The sequence below is a fragment of the Streptomyces zagrosensis genome, from assembly GCF_014203645.1.
Taxonomy (GTDB): domain Bacteria; phylum Actinomycetota; class Actinomycetes; order Streptomycetales; family Streptomycetaceae; genus Streptomyces; species Streptomyces zagrosensis.
The window spans coordinates 735930-759618 of record NZ_JACHJL010000002.1 but is presented as its reverse complement, the minus strand read 5'-3'; the positions used below and the strand labels follow the sequence as shown (position 1 = coordinate 759618).

The following is a 23689-nucleotide window of genomic DNA, read 5'->3' as shown; positions in this document are numbered from 1 at the left end:
CGGTTCTCTTGGTCGAAACCCATCTACCAGGGGCTTCACTTCGTTGTCACCCCAAGTACGCAGCTACGTCAGGAGGTTGAAAAAGGCTCACTGGGTGCTTCGCTCTTCATCTCCGCGACAGGGTCGCGGGCAGTTGCATATCCGGACGACGCCTCGCGCCCGAAGCAGAGGCAGGCCATCGTGAACGGCGCGCACCGACCTGTGGACATAACAGGCAAACTCGGAGCGTTGATCGGACACATGCTCTCCTACGACGCAGAGATCCGCCCCAGCATTGATGAAGTAGTCCGCGCAAGGAGTTGATACACAACGAAAGGGGCGGCCTCAATCGCCAGCCTGGGGCTCTCGTTGTACCGTCGGCCCCCTTGAGTGAGTGCCCGGCTTTAGACACTGGCCGAACTGCGAATGCGGCCGCTTTGAGACGTTCTGTCGAGATGAAGCGTCGCTGGCTCTGCCATCGAAAATTGCCTTCCGGAGCGCAGCTTTGGTCTGGACGGAGTTAGTGGGCGGCGCCCAGGCACCCACTGGGATGGCGGTGGTGCGGAGTACGTACTGGAGGCACCCGCTGCCACTTTTCGTAGGGCGTGGCGGCAACGTGCAGTTTCGAAGTCCGCTACGAACAAAGGACAGTTACGCCCCACCCAGGGGCCTTCCCTAACGTGACGAGCGCCAGCGCGAGCAAGATCTGCGCATGGCCGGTGGTCTGACGCACCTCGTAGGGCAACTCGGCGTTGGCGAACTCATGCCCTACGAAAGGATCGGCTGGTTTCGGAGGCGGCCGTGGGGGGGTGCCCCTATGACTTCGGTCAAGTGGTTGGGGCGGGTTGAGGTTCGTAGAAGGTGCCGTCGCGGAGCATGGCGAACAGGACGTCGGCCCGGCGGCGGGCGAGGCAGAGCAGAGCCTGAGTGTGGTGCTTTCCCTGGGCGATCTTTTTGTCGTAGTAGGTGCGCGAGGTGGGGTCGCCCAGCGAGGCGAAGGCGGAGAGGAAGAAGGCCCGTTTGAGCTGCTTGTTTCCCCTGCGGGAGGGTTGTTCGCCGCGGATGGAGGAGCCTGAGTTTCTGGTCGCGGGGGCGAGTCCGGCGTAGGCGGCGAGGTGGGCGGCGGTGGGGAAGGTGCTGCCGTCGCCGACCTCGATGAGGATGCGGGCTCCGGTCCTGACGCCGATGCCGGGCATGGACGTCAGGACTTTCGAAAGAGGGTGGGCCTCCAGCAGTTCTTCGATCCGGGTGGCGAGGAGTTTGCGCTGGTCAAGGACGGCTTTGAGGGAGCCGGCCAGGCTGGGGACGATCAGTGCGGCGGCGTCGGTGCCCGGGACGACGACACTCTGTTCGTCGAGTGCGGTGAAGACGTCGGCGATGAGCCGCTCGGCCATCCTGGGCGCCTTGGGGCGGATCAGGGTGACCGGGCGGCGGCGTCCTGCCTTCCTCAACTTGGCTGGTGAGCCGTGATGTTGGAGCATCAGCAGCACGGCCGGGTGCTGGACCCTGGGGCCCAGGACGCGTTCCAGTGAGGGGTGGATCTGGGTGAGGAGGCCGTGCAGCCGGTTGGCGATGCGGGTGGCTTCGCCGGTCAGGTCGTCGTAGAAGCCGACGATCATCTCCAGCTCGGCGATCGTCTCGTCTTCGAGCTCGATGGACCGCAGGGTGTGGAGCATCGAGCGGGCGGTGTCCGCGATGATGAGCGCGTCCCTCGCGTCGGTCTTGGCCTCGCCGGGATAGAGATCGGCGATCCGCCGCATTGTTAATCCGGGCAGGTAGGCGACCTGGCAGCCCGTGTCACGGGCCACGGCCAGCGGCAGGGCGCGATCGAGGCGGGCTGGTCGACCACGACCAGGACGGTGCCGTGCTTGGCCGTCAGTTTGTCGAAGAGCTCGCGGAGTTTGGGTTCGGTGTTGGGCAGCCGTTTGTCGAAGACCTTCTTGCCGGCCGGGTTCACCGCGGTGGCGTGGTGTTCGCCTTTGCCGACGTCCAGGCCGAGATGGACGTCGATGTCGCCGGTGTCGATCACGTGCAACCTCCGGTTGTGCTCATCCGGCCTCGAAGCCACGGCACCGATCGCCACATCCACATTACGAAGAGCCTCCCGACCTGCGGAGAGGTCGGTGGTTATGCCCCTGATCAGCGGTCAGTCAGTGCCTCCGGAGCCGGTGACATCACCCCCCGGATCATGGTTAACAAGGGGGGAAGTCATGCCGGTCCCGGAGGCCGGAAGCTCCGTTGCGGAGCCAATGAAGACGGTAATGGGGGGGCAGTACCGCCCACCCACTCTGTATCAGACGGGTTCGTCGGGTACCCACGCAGCCGGCCCGATACCGCGACCTCCGCCAGCACAGGAGCTATCAACTCACCTGCCCCGAACGGGGCTATTCAGGCGTCCACTGGCACCGGCTGTTTTGGCGGCAAATTACGGCAAGCGCAGTTGATCGTCTACTGGCACAGTCGACGGGGGGAGCGTGGTAATTAGCAATTCCTCGGCGGATTTTTTTCCCGACCGTCCACCTGCAGAGTAGCGTGTAGCAACCAACCGCTTACTAATCCGCCACTGACGTACCCCAAGAGTCTCGCGATCGATATCTGTCGGTGCCATCCTGGATTGGCCATAAAGCCATTTGCTCTGCATGAGCAGGGGGTAATTGTCGTAGCTGAGTAGCCACCGGAACTGTGCCTTTGTCCGCAGGTATCCGGCTAGGTCGAGGTGAAGTGTGTCAATTCCGGGGCGGGTGTCCGAAGTGCGCCCGTTGCTTCCGTAGCCACCGTGGGGATCAAACGACGTTCGATACAGAAGCGAAGACTTTTCGATATATGGAGGGTCCAGGTAGGCAACTACGCGGGAAGGCAGGAGCTGTGGGTATTGCTCAGGCACGTCTTCAAGCGTTTGTCGCCAGTCCTTGCACCATACGTCTACTAGACGTCCGATGGTGTAGAGGTGGCCGACATACCTAATTCGTTCCGCAAGCGCGTCTGGATTCCAGCGGCATCCGATTGGGTAGGCACTGGCCTGAGCGCGCCCGCCAATGGGCCCCGCCTTGCCATGCAAGATTCCCGAGAAGGTGGTCCGGTTAAGGAACAGGCATTGCATCGCGACACTCATGCGGCGATCACGTGAATCCATCTCTGGGCGTGGCGCCCAAACGCGCCAGTAATCCCATCGCTCCACGCCTGACACGCCACCATTGCGAATGTAACGGTTCCATTCACCATACATGCGATCGATTAGCTGCTCGGTATCATCGGCAGCTGCTTGCCAGAAGGACGTGACTAGCGGGTCAGCGTCTGCGAGCAGAATACGGTCTGCGACTCCCTCACCAATCGCGCGAAGTGATGCCGATGCACCGCCGGCGAACGGCTCCACTAGAAGATTTACTTCGGGAACCTCCCGAGATTGCTTCGCGGAAGTTATTATCCGTGCGATCACGGGCGACAGTGATGACTTAGCCCCTGGATAACGCAAGGGGGACTGGTAACGGCCGTGGGAGAGTGCGTGAGAGATGGGCTCAAGCTGTTGCGGCAGGGATCGCGCCTGAGCGTGGATCGCCTTGTCGGCACCGAATGGATTGGAAATCCGAGCAGTGGTGCTTGCGCTGATGGCAGACGCCGACGAGGTCACTGAGGTCACCGCCCCATCTTGCCGGATGGCAGTAGTGATCCGGAACATGATCGAGCCTAGTTCTTGAAGTATGTCGGTGGTTGCACCGCTTGGAGGTCAAGTTTCAGCCCTGGGATGTTCTGCTGAGCCATCATCGTCAAGACAGAGCGCCCCACGCCGAGTGGCAGAGCGGCTGCCGAGTGGGCGAGGGCGATGGGCACGACAGCATGCCGGTACATGCGGGTCCTAAGCGAGTCGAGGATCTCACATATCAGACGGAGTGTCGGATAGGCATCCCAACCCTCGACCTCCGGCCTGCCGCCGTCGTATGGCGAGAGTCCTGCCTGGGGAGGAACTGTAATTACCAGAGGATCTCCTGTTCGAGTGCGGTAGATAAAGCGGCGTCCGTAGAATTCATCCACACCATAGTGATTACCCTCAGGGCGCCCGGAAATCTTATTAATATAAGCGTTCGTTAGCCGCATTACATGACCCAACGGGATTAGATCCTTGATCAACTCCGCGTGCTCGACGAAAGCGCCAGTTTTCTCGATTCCGACAATCAGCGGGGCGACGAGGTTCCGCTTAGCGCACCAAGCGCCGAGGTCGCCCAGATGCTCCTCAAACCTACGCTTGAGCGGGGCAAGAGGGCCGAACATTGCCAGCGGTCCATCAGTAATAAATAGAGTGTGTCGAAGGACTTCAGGTGCGGTGTCGGCGAAGAAATTCAAGTAGCACACGGACATCAGCCTCTCAGCTGCTGTCATGACGCGCCCAAGAGGGGTGAAGTTTGATCCTTCGTCGTTATATTCCTCGTGAGTTCGCAAGACGTCCGCAAGATAGAGGTGGGTGTTGCACGACTGGCACGACCCACCCTCTTTGGTAGCTGTAAGCGTGAAGCTGCTGGTCGCCTTCAGGCCGCATCCCGGGCAAACGCGCAGGCTGATTTCGGTCGCAGGTCTGCCCCGAGTCCCGTGCAGCGCGAGGAGCGCATCTGCGAGGGTCATCTCGGTGTTGGAGTCGAAACGCGAACTGCGGAGAAAATCTTCGAGTTCCGCGCGCCAGGTTTCTACGCCACTCATTCCTGGCCGAGTCAGTTGAGATCCAGGGAGAGCTACGTCGAAAGCGTATTCGGAGTGGGAGTTACGGACTTCACGTGGGTCGATATGCTTTACTCGCGCTAGCTTACGAAAGGCGTCGAGTCGCACCACTGATCCGGCAACTCTCAGATAGCCGACCTTCACCGTCGGGTGGTTTCGAGTGGCCTCGACCTCGGTGTCTGATCCGTCAACCGTGATTGAGAAGTCGACCTCCTCGAGTTTGCCTGAGAGCGGCAAATCTTCGAGAGGTGAGCACAGTTCGGTGATTTCCTTTCCGCTATCGGGGCGAGCGCTAGTGATGGACCAGCGTTGAAGAGCAGCGCGGACTGCTTCATTCCTCACCGTATCCACGTGGCCTAGCCTAGAAGCCTTTTCTCCTTCGTAAGGCACGACTTACTCGCCTTCGTTCGCGATATCAATGCCTGTCAGGCCGGCGGCGATTCGGGCCTTATTGACCATCGAGTGATCGAACTTGGAAATCTGCACCGGGACGATGTACTTTCCTGAATAGGTTTTCATCCGCACAAAACCGACGTCCTCTGCGCGGATGATACTCGGAGTCCATACCTTGAAATCATAATAGTGCGCCAACTCGCGTGTTTCGTGATCGGAGTTGAGGTGCGCGATCAGCCAATTCGATGTATTTGACAGCATTCGCTTGTCGACGGAAGTGACTTCTTGTGTCGCGTAGATCAGCCCCATTCGATATTTTGCTGCCTCTTTCGACAGGCGTACCCAGGGATCGTCGGCCACGTCGCGTCCACCACGCTCAAAGAGGTTGTGTGCCTCTTCGACGATAATCTGCATGTCTACCGGATCGTGGTCGGTGCGGAACCGTTCACTTGCACGGTTCAAGAGGTGGGTGACGATGCGTTCGGACATGACTTTCGCGACCATGTCGTTTCCGCTGGAAAGGTCCACGATTGAAAGTCGCCCTGCCAGCATGTCATTCCACAGGTGCTCACCGACGTCCCCTGCCGATTCGGGCCCGTGGAATGGTCGGATAGTGTGAATGGACGAAGTCACACCCGTATACTTGTAAACATTCCAGATGGCGGTGAAATGGCAGTCCTTAGTGTCGTGCCACTTGGGGAAGTCGCTTTCTCGCTCACCAACCCACTCGGCAAGTGCCAGCGCGCCTGCAGGGCTGAGGACGCGGTAGCTCCCTGCCCGGCCAGCCTGTGCAACAGCATTTGGATGGGAGGACATAAAGTCCGTCATCGGGCCTGATGGGGCAGGGATGACAAGAGCCTGCGGCAAATTCGGCGCCGAGAATCCACACTTAGCCAGAAGGCCGTAAAAGGCGACCGTAGCCCACCCCCAGCGGGCGTGCCTACTGCGATCATCTTTATCGGGTTCATCTAGGACCGCTGACCGGAACGTCTTCCCGTAGTTGGTATCGACCGGCGCAGTGGCTTCGCTTACCAGACTCCAGGCGGCTTCGAGTACCTCGCGGTCATAGAAGTTAATCCGAAGGGGCTGCTCCCGGCTGTCCGCGGAACTGGGTTCTACCTTGTAGATCCGCACAGTACTTGAGTCGTCGCCGAGCAGGCGCAGACCGGTGCGGTCCTGCTTATTCACGTTGGCATATTCGCCCTGTGGATCAAAAATAATCTGACCGATGGAACGACCATGGTCCGAGCCGTACTGATGGACCGCTGTAACCAGAGTCTTGATAGTGTTGGACTTACCGGTTCGAGTCATTCCGAAAACGGCAGTCTTTCGACCGACGAAGTCAGATACGTTGATATGGACACGCGCCTGGTCGGTTCCGGAAATCAGGGCTTTACGTCGTGTGGCGGCGAATCGGACCTTACCGATCGCGAGGGCATCCTTTTTATCGGCGGGCGCAGGGTAGGAGGCCAACCACGACAACACCTCAGTTGATGGCAGGAATACTTGGTAGCGAGCAGAAACCACCACGTTGTCAACATCCGCCCCATATTCGATCAGGGCGTCGCGGGAATCCGTCTCGGTATAAAAGGTGCCCAAAACCTCGCAGTCGAAAGCTGACTGCTGGAGTTCGTTCCGTGTTAGTACATCCGTGACGTCGTCGAATCCTACCCCTGATGCGCCAGCATCGCGGACGACAGCTAGGCGGGTTTGAATGAGCTCCGACTCGTTCGGCAGCGGCGCAGTGCCGCGGACTCGGAGCAAGATGACTTCCTGGTCCTCAAGTATGAATCCAGAAGGCGTGTTATCACCCGCGACGGCGAGGAGGAAGCCGCCCCTTGGAACCCCGCCAGCCTTCTCTTTTTTGAAGTCATCGGTCAACACCACAGCAGAGTCATAGTCGAGACGGTAGACGCCGCCGACGGGTACGCAACCCTTGTTGACGAGTGCGGTCAGCGGCTTCTTGAGTTCGACCGACTGTGAGAGTCCCTCAGTGATACTCAACGCGCCTTGCCCCCTCTACCGGTCACGCAAGGCAGGGCGTGACCGCAGTGTGATGTGGTCCAGAGTCACTCGGACGCTACACGGAGCCACTGACAAAAGTGAGCCGTATCGATGAGGTTGACGGGCACTCAGGTAGCGGGTGATGAGCGGGGGCTGGCCACCTGGGGCGGAGGCGTGCGTGCTCGATCTTGCTCAACAGTGTGAGGCCAGGCACTTCTAGGCCGCGAGTCCGGTGCGCAGCATCAGTTTGGTGCGTGAGCGATGCGTGAGCGGACGGTCTGGCACCGGATGGATCGGACGGTACGTTGCTGAAGGCGTCGTTGACCTGGGAGTACAGGACGTAGCGGCACCAGACAGCACCGGGTGAGATGATCTTTCAGGCCCTCGTAATGCGTAGGTCTCGGCTCCAAATTTCGAGCAGCTCGGTACCCCTCGCCCAATTGAGTGGGCCAAAGATCATGAGTGGAATGCCATCGCTGGAGATGCTGAAGTAGTCGACGAGGCAAGTCCCGCTGGGAGCCACCTGGGAGCCGACCTGCTCCCCCAGCCCCTCCGACACCACACGAAACTTCCTGCCACCAAAGCCCTGACCTGCGCGAATAGCAAACAAGCAGGTGTCGATCTTGACCGACCCTCATTCGGGACGAAGAGGTCGTGGGTTCAAATCCCGCCACCCCGACTTCGTAACAGCAGGTCAGGGCCGGTTCCCCTTCGGGGGGACCGGCCCTGATTGCGTTTTTCTGGGTGTCTGGGTGTCAACTGGGTGTGATCTTGAAACGGGGTGTCACCGCTCGGCGGCGCGCTGCCGCAACACGTACGAGGAGACGAGCCACAGGGACCAGACGTGGGACGGCGTGCGGAAGCTGCGCGGCTGGCTGGACGAGGAGGGCCAGGCCGCGGCCGGCGACGTGCGCCTGCTGCGCGTGCTCAAGATCGGTGAGGAGTTCGGGGAGGCAGCGGAGGCCATCACAGGGGTCCTCGGCGCCAACCCGCGCAAGGGCAACAGCCACACCTGGGAGGACGTCGATAAGGAGCTGTGCGACGTCATCGTGACTGCCCAGGTGGCCCTGCTCACGATCAACCAGGAGGCGGAGAAGGTTTTGGACGCGCGAGTGCAGAAGCTCTTGGAGCGGCCGAACCTCAGCTAACCCTCAGCGCGAACGCACCGCTGTCCCGGAGACCAGGAGACTGGGCCCGGGGCAGCGGCATCCCCCGGCCCGGTCTCAGGTGGCGGGGCGCTCGGCCGTGACGAGGAGGGTGGCGGCAGGCCGGGGCCGTCGCCGGCGGGCAGCTCCTCGACGCGGATGTTGGTGAACCCGGCCTGGTCCAGGACCTTGGTCCACACGTGCTCCTGCAACACCCACCGGTGCATGGTGGCGCTCTCGCCCCCCGGGGTCTTCGCCGGCACCTCGGCGGCCGTGACGTCCGGCTGCGCGGGCTTGCCGGACAAGTATTGGGCGAGGGTGGAGAAGACTAGGTGCCCACCGGGGCGGAGCGCGTCAGCGGCGGCCGGGAGCAGCTCGCGGGGGTCGGTGAAGTCCACCGCCCCGAAGTGGCTGTAAAGCATGTCGTAGGCGCCCGGGTTCGCCCGAAGGTGGGCGACGACGTCCGCGTGGACGAGGTGCAGGCGCGGGGCGAGGTCGGCGTACAGGGCGGTGGCCATGCTGTGCTGGGCCGGGGACGCGTCCACGGCGTCGATCCGGTTCGGGGCGTGGTGCACGGCCAGGTGCGCGGCGTGGCGGGCGGCGCCAGCGCCGAGGTCGGCCACGGTCTTGCCAGTGAGGTCGCCGAGGACTTCCGGGCCCGGCCCGTCCTGCTGGTCCCAGGCCCAGCGGAAGGAGTCGGGGACGGCGTGGTCCTGCGCGGCGCGGGCCCGGCCGTAGTGGTGCCATAGGTCTGTGGTCGTGGTCGTCACCCGCGTCATCCTGGCGGCACCGCGCGGGGGCTGCTGCCGGTTCGGGCGAAAGCCACCCGGGCGTGCCTCGGCGGCCCGAGCCGTGGGCCCGGACCGCCGAGGGCGTCACGTGGGGGTCAGTGCGAGTCGTTGCCCGGGTGGCAGGGGCCGCAGTCGGCGGCGTCCTCCCACAGCGGGAGGTCCACCTCCCAACCGGCGCGGGCGATGAGGTGGGCGGTCTTGATTACCGACCCGTCGTTCTTCATCTCGACCTCGGGCACGTGGTGCAGGAAGTGCCCGCCGTTGTACTTGTCGCACAGCTCGGCGTAGGCGACGGTGTCCAGGATGATCGTGTGGGCACCGATGTCGCGAGCTTGCTCGGGGCGAGTCCCAGGCCCTGGCCCCGGAGGGACATGGCAGTGAGCAGGTAGGCGTAGCCCTGGCCGAGGACGCGGGCGGCCATGACGGAGTCGTACGGGCAGTCCCGCATCAGCAGGCCGACCTGCTTCTCCCAGAGGTCCGCCGGCACGATGTCACGGGGGGAGCGGACCAGCCCGGTCACCGGGTCGGTGGCGACGGGGGTGTCGGCTGCGGTTGCCATGGTGCCTCCCTTGGATGGTGCCCCACGAGGTGCGGGGCGATGTAACGAGAACACCGCATCCGGCACCCGGCCGGTGATCAACTGGCTTTCCTTGCAAGGCGTTTGCACGTTGTGCAAGCGGTCTCGACGGGCGCCGTCCCGCGCCCGTACCGTGGTGACACCCGGTCGTGCAGCAGGGGGAGGGACCAGCGCCCGGTGACCCGCTCTGGAACAGCGCGAAGGTCAGGGAGCTAGTCGCCCGGCGACAACCGGGCGGACTCGTACGGTTGGGCCGTGAGCACCGAGGATGGACGCTCGCCGAACTCGGCGAGCACCTGGGGTGCTCGGCGGCGACGGTCTCGCGGATGGAACGCCGTACCCGGGTCACCGACCTGACGCTCATTCACCGGGCCGCCTCCACGGTGGGCGTTCCTCGACACGTCCTGGTGAGTTCTCTGGTGCCCCCGCTCCTTCCGGACAGGCCAGCACTAGAGTGTCGGCCAGTCCGCACGCCGAGGAGGACCCGATGCGCCGCCGCTCGTTGCTCGCCGCCACGGCGACCGCCCCGGCCGCCATGCTGCTCGGCATGGACCGGGCTTTGGCCGACACCCCGCCCCCGACGGGCAGGGGTGCCCTGGACGCTCGTGTGGCCTCCGCCCGCGACCTCTACGACAAGGGGGCCCACACGCAGCTCCTCGGGCTGCTTCCGGGCCTCTTGGCCGACGGGCACGCCGCTGCCTCCTCGCGCCGCGAGCTGGACCAGGCCCGACTGTCCTCCGTCTACAGTCTGAGCGCCGCCCTGCTGATCAAGCTCGGCTCGTACGAGCAGGCCCGCCTCACCGCCGACCGCGCGCGCACCTGGGCCGAGGTGTCCGGGTCCCCGCTCGCCGCCGCTGCTGCCTCCCGCGAGCTCGCAATCGTGCTGCGCCACCAGGATCGGGGCGAGGAAGCCCAAACCCTCATGGAGTCGGCCGCGGCCCGGGTGGAGGCGACGGGGCTGCGGGCGGACGCGGCCTCGTCGGCCTACGCGCAGATGCTGTGCACCCTGGCCTACACCGCCGCCCGGGGAGGCCGGCGCGCGGAGGCCCTGGCCATGGCCGAGGAGGCGCGGCGGACCGCACGGCGCCTGCCGCTCCAGGCGCCTGCCGGGCGTCTCTTCCCCATCAGCCCGGCCGCCGTGGATCTCTACGCCGTCGGCGTCCACTGGGCCCTTGGCGACGCCGGCGCCGCCCTGGAGGCGGGGCGGAACCTTCGGCCCGAGCATTTCCCCACGGCTGAGAGGAAGGCACGCCTGGGCACAGACATGGCCCGTGCCTGGTGGGCGTGGGGCCGCCCTGAGCAGACCGCCCGCGCCTTGCTCGACGCCCATCGTGCGAGCCCCGGCGAGGTGAGAGACCGCCCCGCGATCCGCAGCATCGTGACCGAGTTGGCGCAGCGGCACCCTCGTGCCGTTGGCGTGCGGGAGCTGCACGCCGCCGTGTCGGCCCCGGCGAGCTGAAACCGCCGCCCGTCGGGCCCCACCGGGCCCGGACATGCCTCGCTCCCAGCACTAAGAGGTCTCAGCCAGCCGCGACCCGGCCTGAGTCGGCGCTCGCCTGGGTGCGACACCCAGTTCTGGAGGCGACACCCAGGTATTGGGGGCAGCGTTGCACTCTCTTCAACCTGAGCACACGTCTGCGGTACCTCTGCCGATTCTGGGTGTGAACCGGGTGTCGGTCTCCGGAGCTAAGGAGCGCGGGAAGGGTGTCCCAGAGGTACCACAGACGCAGGGCTGCGGGACGCTGACCTTGAACTAGCGCCTCTGACCTGGCCTTATGCGGCGCTACAGTGCAGGTCAGGAGGGTGCGGAGCGCGGGGCCGTTACCCAGCGTCCCTGATTCGGGACGAAGAGGTCATAGGTTCAAATCCCGCCACCCCCGACAGCGAAGTACCAGGTCAGGGGCCTGATCCGCTCAGCGGGTTGGGCCTCTGAGTGGTTCCTGGAGATCGCTTAGGAGAAACCTGGGAGGAGATCTTGGTCGGCTTCTCCCAGGAGCAGTCTCCAGTGCTCAGGATGAGCGGTGCTTGTGCGCCCTCGGACCTGCGCGTTCGCGAATCCAGGGCTCGTAGCTGACTAGGAACACTGTGCGGGCCAACCCAACGGCCGTGAGGGAACCGCACTTAGCAGGTCATCGCCTTAGTGCCTTCGCACGACCACGCCCGTGCGCTCGCCAAGCGGGTACGGGCGTTGCGGGAGGACCGCGGGTGGACGCGGGAACGGCTGGCCAAGTAAGCGGGCATCACCGTAGTGACGCTGGGCCGCCTTACGAGTACGTCGAGCCACTCGTCGCGCCCTCCCTGTGCGCGATCAAGCGCGATCAAGCACGCACAAGCGCAGTACGGAACCCCGCTCGGTATTGCCCGGCCTTCCGAGGCCAACTTTCGACTGCGAGCGGCTGAGCCCTGGTCTGCATCGAAAGCCGCGCTGGCCGATCAACTGGATTTCCTAGGAGGGGACTTGGCCCCGCTTGAGTGGGTACCGCTGGCATTTCGCTACCGGTTCCGCTGTGCGGACGACGCCTGCCCGACGCACGGCATGGCGCTGAAGGGCTGGGAGGCCGGCGCACCGTACGGCAAGTTCCTCCGCATGTACGGCGAGCGTGCCGTGCAGGACAAGCTGCGAGAGCGCTGGTACGACTCGATCCTCACCCGTGACCGCACAGTGCACTTCTTCATCGGCAACATCGCGGCCCACCCCAGGACCTTCATGCTGCTGAGCGTGATGCACCCGAAGGCACATGTCGTTCAGTACGTCCAGGACAGCCTGTTCGGTGGTTGCCGCCGCGTCCCCCTCAACACTCTGGCCGACCGACGGCCTGAACGCGATCCAGCCCAAGTGATGCCGTGCGCAGGACAAGGGCCGCACCCCGCGGCCGGTCTCGTTTTTCAGCCAGGAGGCCTTGTCCTGGTAGGGAGCCTCCTCTAGTAGGAGTCGCGCGCCGCCCACAGGGCGCCGCCGTGCGGCGCCGGCCCTGCGGTACGGGAGGGCCCCCAGGTGCGCCGCGTACTCGGCAAGGAAGCACACGCTGGGAGAGCGGGAGGGCAACCGCCCGGCGGCAGCACGAAACCCGAAGCCCGCCCACCCGTCTGTCACTCGAACGGGCCTCACCGGTCGCCTTCGCCCAGGTGCGACCGCAACGCTGGTAGTCCGTGACCAGGCACTTTCCGATCAGACGCTCCCTTATCAGACGCTCGCACATCGCAGCCCGCAACATCCCGGTCCCCCGCGGCACCCCGGCCAGTGAAGGGCAGGCACAGCCATGAGCCACACCCCCGGCGGCGCCACCGAGCCCACGCGTCCCCCACAGAGCGGAAGCGATAGCGCCTGGGCGACCGGCGGCGTGATGTTCGCCGGTGTGCTGATGCTCGTCAATGGCATCTTCGGCATCTTTCAGGGCATCGCGGGCATCGCCAAGGACGACGTGTACGAGCGGGTCGGCGACTACGTCTTTGAATTCAGCCTCACCGCCTGGGGCTGGATTCACCTGATCCTCGGCATCCTCGTGGTCTGCACCGGCTGGGGCATTCTCAAGGGCTCGGACTGGGCGAAGGCAGGAGGAGTCGCGTTGGCGTCACTCGCCGTGGTGGCGAACTTCATCTGGCTTCCGTACCAGCCCATTTGGGCACTTGTTTCGATCGCCATCGGCGTGTTCGTGATCTGGGCGCTCTGCACTGACGAGCGCCCGTCCACGCTCTGACACCCGTACGCCCACCCGTGCGCCCCGGTACGACCCGTACGCCCCTCGTAGACCCCCACGCCCATCTGTACGACCACACTGCACGGTCATATGCGCCGGCCGTCCGCGCCGCGAGCAGCGCAGCCTGCCCCGGCCATGGTGCGGCACCTGCCGCTCAGCGGCCCCGTGCTGGTCAACGGCCCGTGCTGGTCAGCGGTCGGCCGGGGGCTTGGAAGCGCGCAGCGAATACATCAGGGGGATGCGGGGCCGGTCGGGCGGAAAGCGGTAATAGGGGTTGCCCTCCTGACGTTCGAGGGAGCCGAAGCGTTGGAAGTACGTCATGTCGTGCTCATGAAGGAATTCGATGCGTAGCCCGGTAGCAGCGAGCGCCGTGATGACCGAGCCCAGCGGATGCTGCCATTCCACCCGGCGGTTGTTGATGGTCGGAGCGCTGAAGTCGGCGTAGGTGCCGGGGGTCTCGTCGATCCACGGCTCGCGGTTGAAGTAGTCGTACGCGATGTGGGTGGCGGACTCGTCGTCCAGTGCGTCCGTCAGCGGATGGAATTCACAGAGGTAGAGGAAGCCACCCGGCGCGACGAGCGAGGCGGCGGTCTCCGCCCAGAGCACGATGTCGGGGAGCCAACACAGCGCGCCAATACCGGTATAGACGATGTCGTACGAGGCGTCCGGTACGGCCTCCACCGCGTCATAGACGTCGGCGGTGACGAAGGACGCACGGTCGGGCCCGAAGCCGAGTTCGGCGGCGAGGTCGCGGGCAGCGTCCACCGCGGGCTCCGAGAAATCAAGGCCGACGACCTGGGATGCGCCGCGCCGGGCGAAGGAGAGGGCATCGAGGCCAAGGTGGCACTGGAGGTGCAGCACCGATTTCCCGGTGACGTCGCCGACCTCCGCGATATGGAAGTCGCTGAGCGAGTCCTTGCCTCTACGAAACGCGTCAAGGTCGTAAAAGTCGCTGGCCACGTGGAGGGGGACCCGCTCGTCCCACATGGCACGGTTCGCCTCTCGCCAGTCCTGCGGCGCCGGTCGATTGGGCATGTCTGGGAGGTTATCCACAGGCAGGAGAGCTCGCCAGCGAGTTCTGGTCCGGGCGGCGCAGAATGGGGTCATGACTGAGAGCAGTGAAGCGGCGCGGGGCGGGGCGGACCAGGTGGGCGAGAGGGAGGAGATCAGCGGTCGGGCGGGCATCGACGCTGTAACCACGAGCGGGGAAGGTGTCGCGGGAGCGCACACGGACGCCCGGGAAGAACCGGGCGCTGACGGCCACGGAGCGTCGGCGACGGGATCGGCACCGACAGGGGCCCCCGCGTCCGCTGACCTCGCTACGCCCCCCGCTGCCGCTGCTGATCCGACCACTGATGTCGCTCCTGATGCGCAGTGGCCCGACTGGGAGAAGCGGTTCCGGGCAGCGCGCGTCGGATTGCCAGACTGGGCGGAGGGCGCACCGGAGCGGTCGCTGTTCGTGTCGAATGCCACGGGCACGTATGAGTTGTACGCCTGGGACCGGGCGACGGGCGAGCAGCGACAGGTGACCGACCGGCCGAACGGCACCACGGACGGCGTGCTGTCCCCCGATGGCCAGTGGATCTGGTGGTTTTCCGACAACGATGGGGACGAGTTCGGTGTCTGGCTTCGGCAGCCGTTCACGGGTGGGCATGACGAGCCCGCCGTGCCGAAACTGGCGGCGTCCTATCCAGCAGGTCTCGCGCTCGGCCTGGACGGCACGGCGGTCATCGGCCGTTCCACGGATGAGGAGGGCTCGGTCATCCATGTCGTACGGGCCGCGGACCTCGTGACCCACACAGGCGGCACTCCCGGCCACCCCAGCGCGGCCGGGAGTGCCGACAGCGCAGCCGGTGCGGGTGCGGGCCCCGAGCCGGTGGAGATCTACCGGCATCGCCAGTCGGCCGGTGTCGGTGACCTCTCCCACGACGCGCACCTGCTCGCCATTGAGCACACCGAGCATGGCGACGCGATGCACTCGGCGATCCGGGTGGTGCGGCTGGACGGCACGACCGTCGCCGAGTTGGACGACACCAAGGGCGGCGAGGAGGAGTTGGGGCTCTCCGTGCTGGGCTTCGTGCCGGTGGATGGCGATGCGCGGCTGCTCGTAGGGCACCAGCGGCGAGGCCGGTGGGAGCCGATGATCTGGAATCCGCTCACTGGTGAGGAGCGCGCGCTCACCATCGATCTGCCGGGTGATGTGGGCGCTGAGTGGTATCCGGACGGCGGTGCGCTGCTGATCGACCACAGCTACCAAGCACGCAGCGAGCTATGGCGCTATGAGCTGGCCGATGGTGCGCTGACCCGGGTGGAGACGCCGAAGGGCACCATCTCAGGGGCGACGGCCCGCCCAGACGGCTCGGTCGAGTTCTTGTGGTCGTCGGCCCAGCGGCCACCGCAGGTGCGCTCGACGACTGGCCGCGTCGTGCTGGAGCCCCCGTCGCTGCCGGGCGGGCTTGCTCAGGCGCCGGACTCGGTGCCGGTCACCGACGCCTGGGTGGACAGCCCCGGCGGCCGGGTGCACGCGCTGGTACAACGGCCGCAAGGCGAGGGTCCATTCCCCACCGTCTTCGACATCCATGGCGGCCCGACCTGGCACGACAGTGACGCGTTCGCGAGCGGACCGGCCGCCTGGGTGGACCACGGGTACGCGGTGGTACGGGTCAACTACCGCGGCTCAACGGGGTACGGCCGAGCCTGGACGGACGCCCTCAAGCACCGGGTCGGACTGATCGAACTGGAGGACATCGCGGCGGTGCGCGAGTGGGCCGTGTCCTGTGGGCTCGCCGACCCGCAGCGGCTGGTGCTATCGGGCGGCTCGTGGGGTGGCTATCTCACACTGCTCGGCCTCGGCACCCAGCCCGATGCGTGGGCGGCTGGCCTGGCAGCGGTCCCGGTCGCCGATTACGTCACCGCGTACCACGACGAAATGGAGGCGCTGAAGGCGATGGACCGCACGCTGTTGGGTGGCACACCGGAGGAGGTCCCGGAGCGCTTCGCCGCATCGTCCCCGCTCACCTATGTCGATCAAGTACGGGCCCCGGTCTACATCTCGGCCGGGGTGAACGACCCGCGGTGTCCGATCCGGCAGGTCGAGAACTACGTCACCCGACTTGAGCGGCGCGGCGTACCGCACGAGGTGTACCGATACGACGCAGGGCATGGCTCGCTCGTTGTGGAGGAGCGAATCAAGCAGCTTCGGATGGAGATCGCCTTCGTGCAGCGGCATCTGCGGCCCGCCGACCGTTCGAGCGAGGCGGCTGACAACGACGGCCCCCACCACGACCGCACCGCCACCGGCCCGGCGGAGCCGCGCACCCCCCAATAGACCAGGCAACCGGCGCCGTAACTGCGGCTGCGCCCCTCATCCAGGGGGCGACACGCGGGCCGCACTGAGCAGCAGCCCGTCAGCCCGCGGGCAACAGCCCGGTCACCCGCGGGTCGCCCCAGCGGTCTCGGGCGCGGCGTCCATCGCGGGGCTCGCCGCCGCCGTTGGCTCGGGTGTCACAGCCGCCTCCGGCTCGGGCGCCGCCGTGCCGGGGGCGGGGGCCGGATCGGGTGCGCCGGGTGCGCCGGGCCCACGGGGCGGGCCGCCCGGTCCCGAACCATCGGAAGGAGGAGTAATACCCAAAGCGACATCGCGAGCGTATTCCGCCTCGCGGCGGAAGAGCCGGAACCACATGAAGACCACGAACCCGGCGAAGACGAACCATTCCCCGGTGTACCCCAGATTCTGGAACGCCTTCAGGTCGAGCCCAGTGCCCTCGGCGGCGGCCGGTGGCACGGCCTGGAGCGGTTCGGCCGCCTTCGTGACGGTGATCCACGCGTCGTATACGTCGTACGACACGATGTTGACCAGTGAGGCCGCGCTGATCATGCCGAGTTGCCCGGTGGGCAGTCCACCGCCCACGTGCACGCCGTCGCTGGTGCTGTGTTCGGATGCCTGGAGCGCGCCGACCACGGTCACCTCGCCGGTCGGCACGGCAGGCACCTTGGCCCGGTCCGCCGGGGTGTCCGCGTCGCCCGGCAGCCAGCCACGTACGACGGGGAGCGCCTGGCCGGCGTCGGTGCGCAGCAGGGTCAGGACGTAGAAGCCCTTGCGGTCGTCCAGTTCTCGGTCCGGGACGAGCATTTGCCGCGTGGCATCGTACCGGCCGACCACCCTTGCATGCCGTCCCGAGGTCTCGGTGGTGACTGGTAGCAACTCGGCGAGCGGTGCGACGGCTGCCGACTCCGCTTCGGCGGCGTGGTCCTGTTGCTCTTGGTGCGAGTCAACACGCGTCTCAAAGCGGCCAAGCTGCCAGCTCCCCATGAAGAGGCACACCGGGATGCTCAGCGCGGCGAAGACGTTGATCCCCCACCATCGGGGCGTCAGCAGAAACCGATACACACCACCACGGTACGGGCCCACGCCGCGAAGGTGGCAGGAGGGGCCTCAGCCCGGTGGCGGCTTACCGCCAAGGCGCCGGGTCACGAGGTGTCGCAGTCGCCGGTGCAGCGCCATCTCAGCGCCAGCACACCGCTGTGACCTGGGCTTACGGCTTGGCCAAGGCCCCGGTGTGGTACACGGTGCCCGAGCACGCCTCGGGAACCGTCGCACTCGCGACCGCCGGGTCACCCGCGTCCGGCGTGTGGCTGATCAACACACTCGACGGTGCGGGGGGTTCCTCGCCGCCACCGCCACCGGTGCCCGCGCCTCCGGTGTCCCCGGGCACCTCGGTACCGGGCTCGCCTTCCACCGGGAGTTTCTGCGGCTCTCCGGTCGTCGGCTGGGGGCTGGGCGTTCCGGTGTTGGAGCAGCCCGTGGGGCCGCCGCCCGGAGCCGGAATCCATGCGTATCGCACCTCGTACGCCTGACCCGGCCGGAGGATGAGTTGTTCGGAGGCCGCGGAGGGAGGAGGTAGTTCGGTAGCCGGGTCGCCCGCCGTGTGATCGACGACCTGGACACCCGAGGGGTTCGCCGAGCCCTGCGCCACCGCGCCGACGACTCCGCTGTCCTCGACGGTGCAGGGGTCGCCCGAGGTGTTGACGACCCGGAACGACCCGTAAACCCGGCCCTCGCCATCGGCCGCGCCCACGCTGCTTCCGCCGTCGCCGAGTTGGTCCCTGCCACAGGTCGGCGATGTGGCGGCCAGCGTGTTCGACGAGTCAGGTAGCGGAGGAACTGCGGAGCGCGAGGGGGTCTTGGACGGCTTGTCCTTCTCCCTCTTCTCTTCCTCCGCCTTCTCCTTGCGCTCTTCTTCCTTCTCTTTTTCCTTCTTGGACGGCTGCTCGGGCTTGTCGCTCGGGCCGCCTTCGCCGTGGTGGCCACCGGTCGCCTGGTCGTGGGTGCGCTCGCTGCTCGCGGCGTTGGCCGGGCGGCTGTCCGAGGCATCACCGATGGCGGTCACGTGGACCAGTGCCGGGATCGCCGCCCCGCCGAGCACGATGGCGGCAGCAGCGCCGACGAGCGCCTGACGGCGGCGCGTACGCCGCACCGGTACCGCGCGACGGATGTGGTCAAGCGATTGCGGGGCAGGTTCCAGGTCTTCTACGGCGCCTTGGAGCAGGCATCTCAGGGCCTGTTCGTCGAGGCCGCCGCCGATTCCCATCAGATCGTCGAACCCGTCGTCCAGCGCGGTATTGGGACGACCCTCCCTAGCTCGCGCCCCGTTGACGCCGGAGTGCTTGCCATCGGCGGCGTCGGGGCCGGGGTCGGTCACCTTGACGAGGCTCGTGGCCCCCGTCACGCCAGTACGGGTCGCGGGAGCGCTTTGACGGTCCGTACGTGCCGAGTCCGCAGCGTCGTCCGTACGGTCAGAGAACCTCGATGCGAACTTACGGTCCGAGGCCGGGGAGCCCGCCCCGCGGTCCGAGTGCGAGGAGTCGGCTCCCCGAGCGGAAGACTTTGCCCCAGCCCCACGGTTCAAAGGGGGGGCGCCACCGCCTCCCCGCGGCACTGCCTCATTCTTCTGGCCTGGCCGGCCCTGCTGTCCCGGCTGGTCATCGGCGCGTGCGTCACCATTCGTATCGGCTCGCGCGTCGTTGCGCACGCTGGGGGCGCACTCGTCGGCATCGGGCCCCGCGGAGGCGCCCTCTGCGGCGGTGCGCTCCGCCGCGCTACGGGCCGCCGTGTTGGTGGCGGGGGCCGCCTCGTTGGCCTTGCGTTGGCCATGACCATCCTGCCGGTCGGGTCCACCCGGCCTCTCACCCTCGTGGTTCATGCCGGGGCCTCCATGGCGACGCGTAGCGCCGCGATACCGCGTGATCCGTACGCCTTGACCGAGCCCAGCGATATTCCGAGCGTTTCGGCGACCTGGGCCTCGGTCATATCGGCGAAATAGCGCAGCACTAGCACTTCGCGCTGTCGGCGCTGCAATCCTCGCATCGCCTGAATCAATTGATCGCGCTCCAGCAGCTCGTACGCGCCTTCCTCGGCGCTCGCCATATCGGGCATGGGCTTGGATAGCAACTTCAGCCCGAGAATGCGCCGGCGCAGCGCCGAACGGGAAAGGTTAACGACAGTCTGCCGCAGATAGGCGAGGGTCTTTTCCGGGTCACGCACTCTGTTACGTGCGGAATGCACCCGTATAAACGCTTCCTGCACGACATCTTCGCACGAGGCCGTGTCATCCAAAAGCAGAGCCGCGAGACCGAGAAGCGACCGGTAATGGGCGCGATAGGTCTCGGTGAGGTGATCAACTGTGGTGCCCGCTGCCATCGCGTCGTCAGTATCCCCGCGCTGTGAAGGTACTTGGACGGGACGAGCGGCCGGCCACGGCGCAATCACTGGCATACCGCCGGAGGTACGCGGACGCCGAGGACGCGCTGTCGTACTCCCGCGCCCCGGGACTGTTGCGATGCCGAATACCTCTGCCACGCTTGTTGGACACGCTTCCCCCCGTCAGGGTTGTACGCGCGAGGCATCGCCTTAAGCAATGCACCGATTGCCCCCATGCGCACCAACCATCCCTCAATGCCCCATTTGAAACAGCGCCCGTGAGGGGCGGTGACGAAGACGCTCCCCCCTGACCGTCGGTTGCGGTAAGCAAGGGCGAATATTCGAACGCGGCGAAGCCGCAGATCAAGTGGCCCAGACCAATAAGCCGGTCACGAAATCTTCACATGTTCTACCGTAGGCAAGCGTGAGGAGACACACCGGCCCTCAACTACCGGTCACCGTACGCCTCGTACGCACCACGACACCCACGAGAACACCAGCTCGCTCACGCCCGCACCGCCCGCACCTGCACACCGCAACCACCTAGCGGCACGGCACGGCCCGCCCCCTCGTATCGGCGCCGCCTCTTGGCGCCCACCCACGCGTACCGCAACCCCGCAACCCGCTGCCGCCCAGCACATCACTCGCAGCCACCACACAAGCAACACCCACGCGAACTGCGAACTACGAACGCAGCGCGCCCTCGGCGTACCCGGCTCGAACGTTGCGCATGAAACGCGAACGCCGCGCGGTGATAGTCACCGCGCGGCCTCGCACCATGTTCGCCTGATACCGACGACGTTCGTGGGCGACAACGCTCGTGTTCGCGACGTATGTGTTCGACGACGTTCGACTCTGGCGGCGAACAGCCACCCCGAGAAATGCTGCACGCCGGCCGAAGGCCAAAAACACCGTCCGCTCGCCGCCGCCCCCGCCGCCCCGCCGAAGATCAACCGCTCTTACAGCAAGAGAGCAGCGACGGCCGGGAAGGCGGCGGTCGAGCGCAATGGCGACGACGGGCAGAAAGGCAGCGACCGACAGCGCGGGCGGCAGACCGTCATGCGACGCCCGTTATGCGACGCCCGTCAGTTCCGCGGCGACGACCTCGGCAATCTGAGCGGTGTTCAGCGCCGCGCCCTTTCGTAGATTGTCGCCGCAGACGAACAGCTCAAGCGCGTTCGGGTCATCCATCGAGCGCCGTACGCGACCCACCCAGGTGGGATCGGTGCCCACGACATCGGCCGGAGTCGGGAACTCGCCCTTCGCCGGGTTGTCGCACAGCACCACGCCCGGCGCGCTCGCCAAAATCTCATGCGCGGCAGCGACCGTGACCTCATTCTCAAACCGCGCGTGCACGGTCAGCGAGTGGGTCGTGATCACCGGCACGCGCACACAGGTCGCGGTGACCCGCAGCCCGGGGAGCCCGAGGATCTTGCGGGACTCGTTGCGGACCTTCAGCTCCTCCGATGTCCAGCCGTCTTCCTTGAGGGAACCCGCGAAGGGCACCACGTTCAGCGCCATCGGCCCCGGGAAGGGCCCGGTGTCGCCGACCGCGCGGCGTACGTCGCCCGGCTGCGTGCCCAGCTCCGTACCGGCCACCTTCACAAGCTGCTCGCGCAGCGTGTCCACGCCTTCCTTGCCGGCGCCGGAGACCGCCTGGTACGAGGAGACGATCAGCTCGCTCAGCCCGAACTCGGCGTGCAGCGCGCCCATCGCGACAATCATCGACAGGGTGGTGCAGTTGGGGTTCGAGATGATGCCGCGGGGCCGGACCCGCGCCGCGTGGGCGTTGACCTCCGGGACGACCAGCGGCACGTTCGGGTCCATCCGGAAGGCACCGGAGTTGTCCACCGCGACGGCACCCTTGGACGCGGCGATCGGTGCCCACTGCGCGGACACCTCGTCCGGTACGTCGAACATCGCGACATCGACGCCCTCGAACGCCTCCTCGCTCAACGCGACGACCTCGACCTGCTCGCCGCGCACGGTGAGCTTGCGGCCCGCCGAACGCGGGGAGGCAATCAGCCGGATCTCGCCCCAGACATCCGCCCGTTCCGACAGGATGCCGAGCATGACCGTGCCCACTGCACCGGTCGCGCCGACAACGGCCAGCGTCGGCTTGCCCGCCCGCCGTGCCGCACTGCCGCCGCCACTGTTCGTCACGTCACCCACACCGCTCACCGCACTCACACCACTTTCGCCACGCTCACTGTTGGGCCCGGTCATCGACCGGTGCCGCCGTACACGACGGCCTCGTCGCTCTCGCTGTCCAGACCGAACGCGCTGTGCACCGCGCGCACTGCGTCCTTGACCTCATCCTGCCGCGTGACCACCGAGATGCGGATCTCGGATGTCGAGATCAACTCGATGTTCACGCCGGCGTTCGACAGGGCCTCGAAGAACGTCGCCGTCACCCCGGGGTTCGTCCGCATACCCGCGCCGACCAGCGAAATCTTGGCGATCTGGTCGTCGTAACGCAGCGAGTCAAAGCCGATTTCGGGCTGCGCCCTGGTCAGCGCCTCCATGGCCTTGTGGCCATCGGTCTTCGGCAGCGTGAAGGAGATGTCGGTCAGCCCGGTGGACGCGGCGGAGACGTTCTGCACCACCATGTCGATATTGAGCTGTGCGTCCGAGATCGTACGGAAGATGGCCGCGGCCTCACCGGGCTTGTCCGGCACACCGACGACCGTGATCTTGGCCTCCGACGTGTCGTGGGCAACCCCGGAGATGATCGCCTGCTCCATGCCTTCTGCTCCTTCGCGCTTGTTACGCACCCAAGTGCCCACATGGCCGGAAAACGACGACCGGACGTGGATGGGGATGTTGTAGCGGCGGGCGTACTCGACACAGCGCAGGTGCAACACCTTGGAACCGCTGGCCGCGAGTTCGAGCATCTCCTCGAACGCGATCTCGTCTATCTTCCGCGCCTTCTTCACTACCCGCGGGTCGGCGGTGAATACGCCGTCCACGTCGGTGTAGATCTCGCACACCTCGGCATCGAGGGCCGCCGCCAGCGCGACGGCGGTGGTGTCCGAACCACCACGGCCGAGCGTGGTGATGTCCTTCTTGGCCTGCGACACACCCTGGAACCCGGCCACGATGGCAACCGCGCCCTGGTCGAGCGCGTCCCGAATGCGGCCGGGCGTGACATCGATGATCCGCGCTTTGTTGTGGACCGAGTCGGTGATGACCCCCGCCTGGCTTCCCGTGAACGACAGCGCCTCGTGACCGAGGTTTTTGATTGCCATCGCCAGCAACGCCATGGAGATCCGCTCCCCGGCGGTCAGCAACATGTCGAACTCGCGCCCAGCAGGAATCGGCGAAACCTGCTCGGCGAGGTCGATCAACTCGTCCGTAGTGTCGCCCATCGCGGAAACCACAACGACCACCTGGTGGCCGTTCTTCTTGGCTTCAACGATTCGCTTGGCGACGCGCTTGATGCCCTCGGCATCCGCAACGGAGGAGCCGCCGTACTTCTGCACGACAAGGCCCACGTGCGCTCCTCGCTTGTCTCTTCTGGGGTCATCCCCCAGACCCCCGCAGGGGTAACTGCGGTCGGCTCAGTTTAACGAGCAGGCCGGATAAGCCCTCCCAATATCACATAGCGAGACACATAACTCACTTCATGATCAGGCAGGACGCATCCACACACCCGCTCAGCGAGCAACCCTGCCCACTGTGCGCGAGAGCACACG

14 protein-coding genes and 5 pseudogenes are annotated in these 23689 nt (G+C 66.0%); 7 read left to right on the top strand and 12 right to left on the bottom strand.

Translation table 11 applies throughout. The annotated features are described in order from the left end of the window. Nucleotides 1-303 (top strand): annotated as a pseudogene (locus tag FHS42_RS36140) (hypothetical protein); the annotation flags it as partial. Between the two features lie 503 nt (nucleotides 304-806). On the opposite strand, the pseudogene FHS42_RS06810 reads toward FHS42_RS36140, so the two are convergent. The 4 genes and pseudogenes from FHS42_RS06810 to FHS42_RS06795 all read right to left on the bottom strand — a co-directional run bounded on the left by FHS42_RS06810 (nucleotide 807) and on the right by FHS42_RS06795 (nucleotide 7083). Further along, nucleotides 807-2005: pseudogene (locus FHS42_RS06810) on the bottom strand (IS110 family RNA-guided transposase). Nucleotides 2006-2404: 399 nt separating this feature from the next. Further along, entirely contained in the window at nucleotides 2405-3616 is a 1212-nt protein-coding gene (locus FHS42_RS06805) for a DNA adenine methylase (protein WP_184569675.1), read from the bottom strand. Nucleotides 3617-3663: 47 nt separating this feature from the next. Continuing rightward, a complete protein-coding gene (locus FHS42_RS06800; protein ID WP_184569673.1) occupies nucleotides 3664-5076 on the bottom strand; it encodes a hypothetical protein in 1413 nt (470 codons plus the stop codon). A gap of 3 nt (nucleotides 5077-5079) precedes the next feature. Beyond that, nucleotides 5080-7083, bottom strand: a complete 2004-nt coding sequence (locus tag FHS42_RS06795) for a helicase HerA domain-containing protein (protein WP_184569671.1) — start codon at nucleotides 7081-7083, stop codon at nucleotides 5080-5082. A gap of 854 nt (nucleotides 7084-7937) precedes the next feature. Between FHS42_RS06795 and FHS42_RS06790 the strand changes: the two genes are divergently transcribed. Continuing rightward, entirely contained in the window at nucleotides 7938-8231 is a 294-nt protein-coding gene (locus FHS42_RS06790; RefSeq protein WP_184569669.1) for a MazG-like family protein, read from the top strand. Nucleotides 8232-8306: 75 nt separating this feature from the next. On the opposite strand, the pseudogene FHS42_RS06785 reads toward FHS42_RS06790, so the two are convergent. After that, nucleotides 8307-9007 (bottom strand): annotated as a pseudogene (locus tag FHS42_RS06785) (class I SAM-dependent methyltransferase). Nucleotides 9008-9114: 107 nt separating this feature from the next. Next, nucleotides 9115-9578 (bottom strand): annotated as a pseudogene (locus FHS42_RS06780) (glycine-rich domain-containing protein). A 167-nt stretch (nucleotides 9579-9745) separates the two neighbouring features. On the opposite strand from FHS42_RS06780, the pseudogene FHS42_RS38525 reads away from it, so the two are divergent. From FHS42_RS38525 to FHS42_RS06765, 4 genes and pseudogenes are all read left to right on the top strand, one after another. Next, nucleotides 9746-9937 (top strand): annotated as a pseudogene (locus tag FHS42_RS38525) (helix-turn-helix domain-containing protein); the annotation flags it as partial. Nucleotides 9938-10083: 146 nt separating this feature from the next. Then, a complete protein-coding gene (locus FHS42_RS06775; RefSeq protein ID WP_312866750.1) occupies nucleotides 10084-11055 on the top strand; it encodes a transcriptional regulator in 972 nt (323 codons plus the stop codon). Between the two features lie 789 nt (nucleotides 11056-11844). Continuing rightward, nucleotides 11845-12522: a DUF8757 domain-containing protein gene (locus tag FHS42_RS06770; protein ID WP_512700934.1), complete on the top strand. Its 678-nt coding sequence runs from the start codon at nucleotides 11845-11847 to the stop codon at nucleotides 12520-12522. Nucleotides 12523-12856: 334 nt separating this feature from the next. Next, on the top strand, nucleotides 12857-13294 hold the full coding sequence (locus tag FHS42_RS06765) for a DUF7144 family membrane protein (RefSeq protein ID WP_184569665.1): 438 nt from the start codon (nucleotides 12857-12859) through the stop codon (nucleotides 13292-13294). A 189-nt stretch (nucleotides 13295-13483) separates the two neighbouring features. Here FHS42_RS06765 and FHS42_RS06760 read toward each other — a convergent pair whose 3' ends face one another. Next, nucleotides 13484-14329 (bottom strand): class I SAM-dependent methyltransferase, encoded by an 846-nt coding sequence (locus tag FHS42_RS06760; RefSeq protein ID WP_184569664.1) that lies wholly within the window; start codon nucleotides 14327-14329, stop codon nucleotides 13484-13486. A 70-nt stretch (nucleotides 14330-14399) separates the two neighbouring features. Between FHS42_RS06760 and FHS42_RS06755 the strand changes: the two genes are divergently transcribed. Next, nucleotides 14400-16622 (top strand): S9 family peptidase, encoded by a 2223-nt coding sequence (locus FHS42_RS06755; RefSeq protein WP_246494252.1) that lies wholly within the window; start codon nucleotides 14400-14402, stop codon nucleotides 16620-16622. Between the two features lie 102 nt (nucleotides 16623-16724). On the opposite strand, the gene FHS42_RS06750 is transcribed toward FHS42_RS06755, so the two are convergent. The 5 genes from FHS42_RS06750 to FHS42_RS06730 all read right to left on the bottom strand — a co-directional run bounded on the left by FHS42_RS06750 (nucleotide 16725) and on the right by FHS42_RS06730 (nucleotide 23488). After that, entirely contained in the window at nucleotides 16725-17684 is a 960-nt protein-coding gene (locus FHS42_RS06750) for an SURF1 family protein (RefSeq protein ID WP_184569662.1), read from the bottom strand. A 145-nt stretch (nucleotides 17685-17829) separates the two neighbouring features. Continuing rightward, the gene (locus FHS42_RS06745) at nucleotides 17830-19497 is read right to left on the bottom strand and encodes a hypothetical protein (RefSeq protein WP_246494250.1); all 1668 of its coding nucleotides are present in this window, start codon (nucleotides 19495-19497) and stop codon (nucleotides 17830-17832) included. After that, complete coding sequence (locus tag FHS42_RS06740; RefSeq protein ID WP_184569660.1) at nucleotides 19494-20069, bottom strand: SigE family RNA polymerase sigma factor; 576 nt, start codon at nucleotides 20067-20069, stop codon at nucleotides 19494-19496. Before FHS42_RS06740 ends, FHS42_RS06745 begins: the two co-directional genes overlap by 4 nt. A 996-nt stretch (nucleotides 20070-21065) precedes the next feature. Next, nucleotides 21066-22175 (bottom strand): aspartate-semialdehyde dehydrogenase, encoded by a 1110-nt coding sequence (locus FHS42_RS06735; RefSeq protein WP_376772532.1) that lies wholly within the window; start codon nucleotides 22173-22175, stop codon nucleotides 21066-21068. Between the two features lie 41 nt (nucleotides 22176-22216). Next, a complete protein-coding gene (locus FHS42_RS06730; protein ID WP_184569658.1) occupies nucleotides 22217-23488 on the bottom strand; it encodes an aspartate kinase in 1272 nt (423 codons plus the stop codon). Nucleotides 23489-23689: the final 201 nt, after the last annotated feature.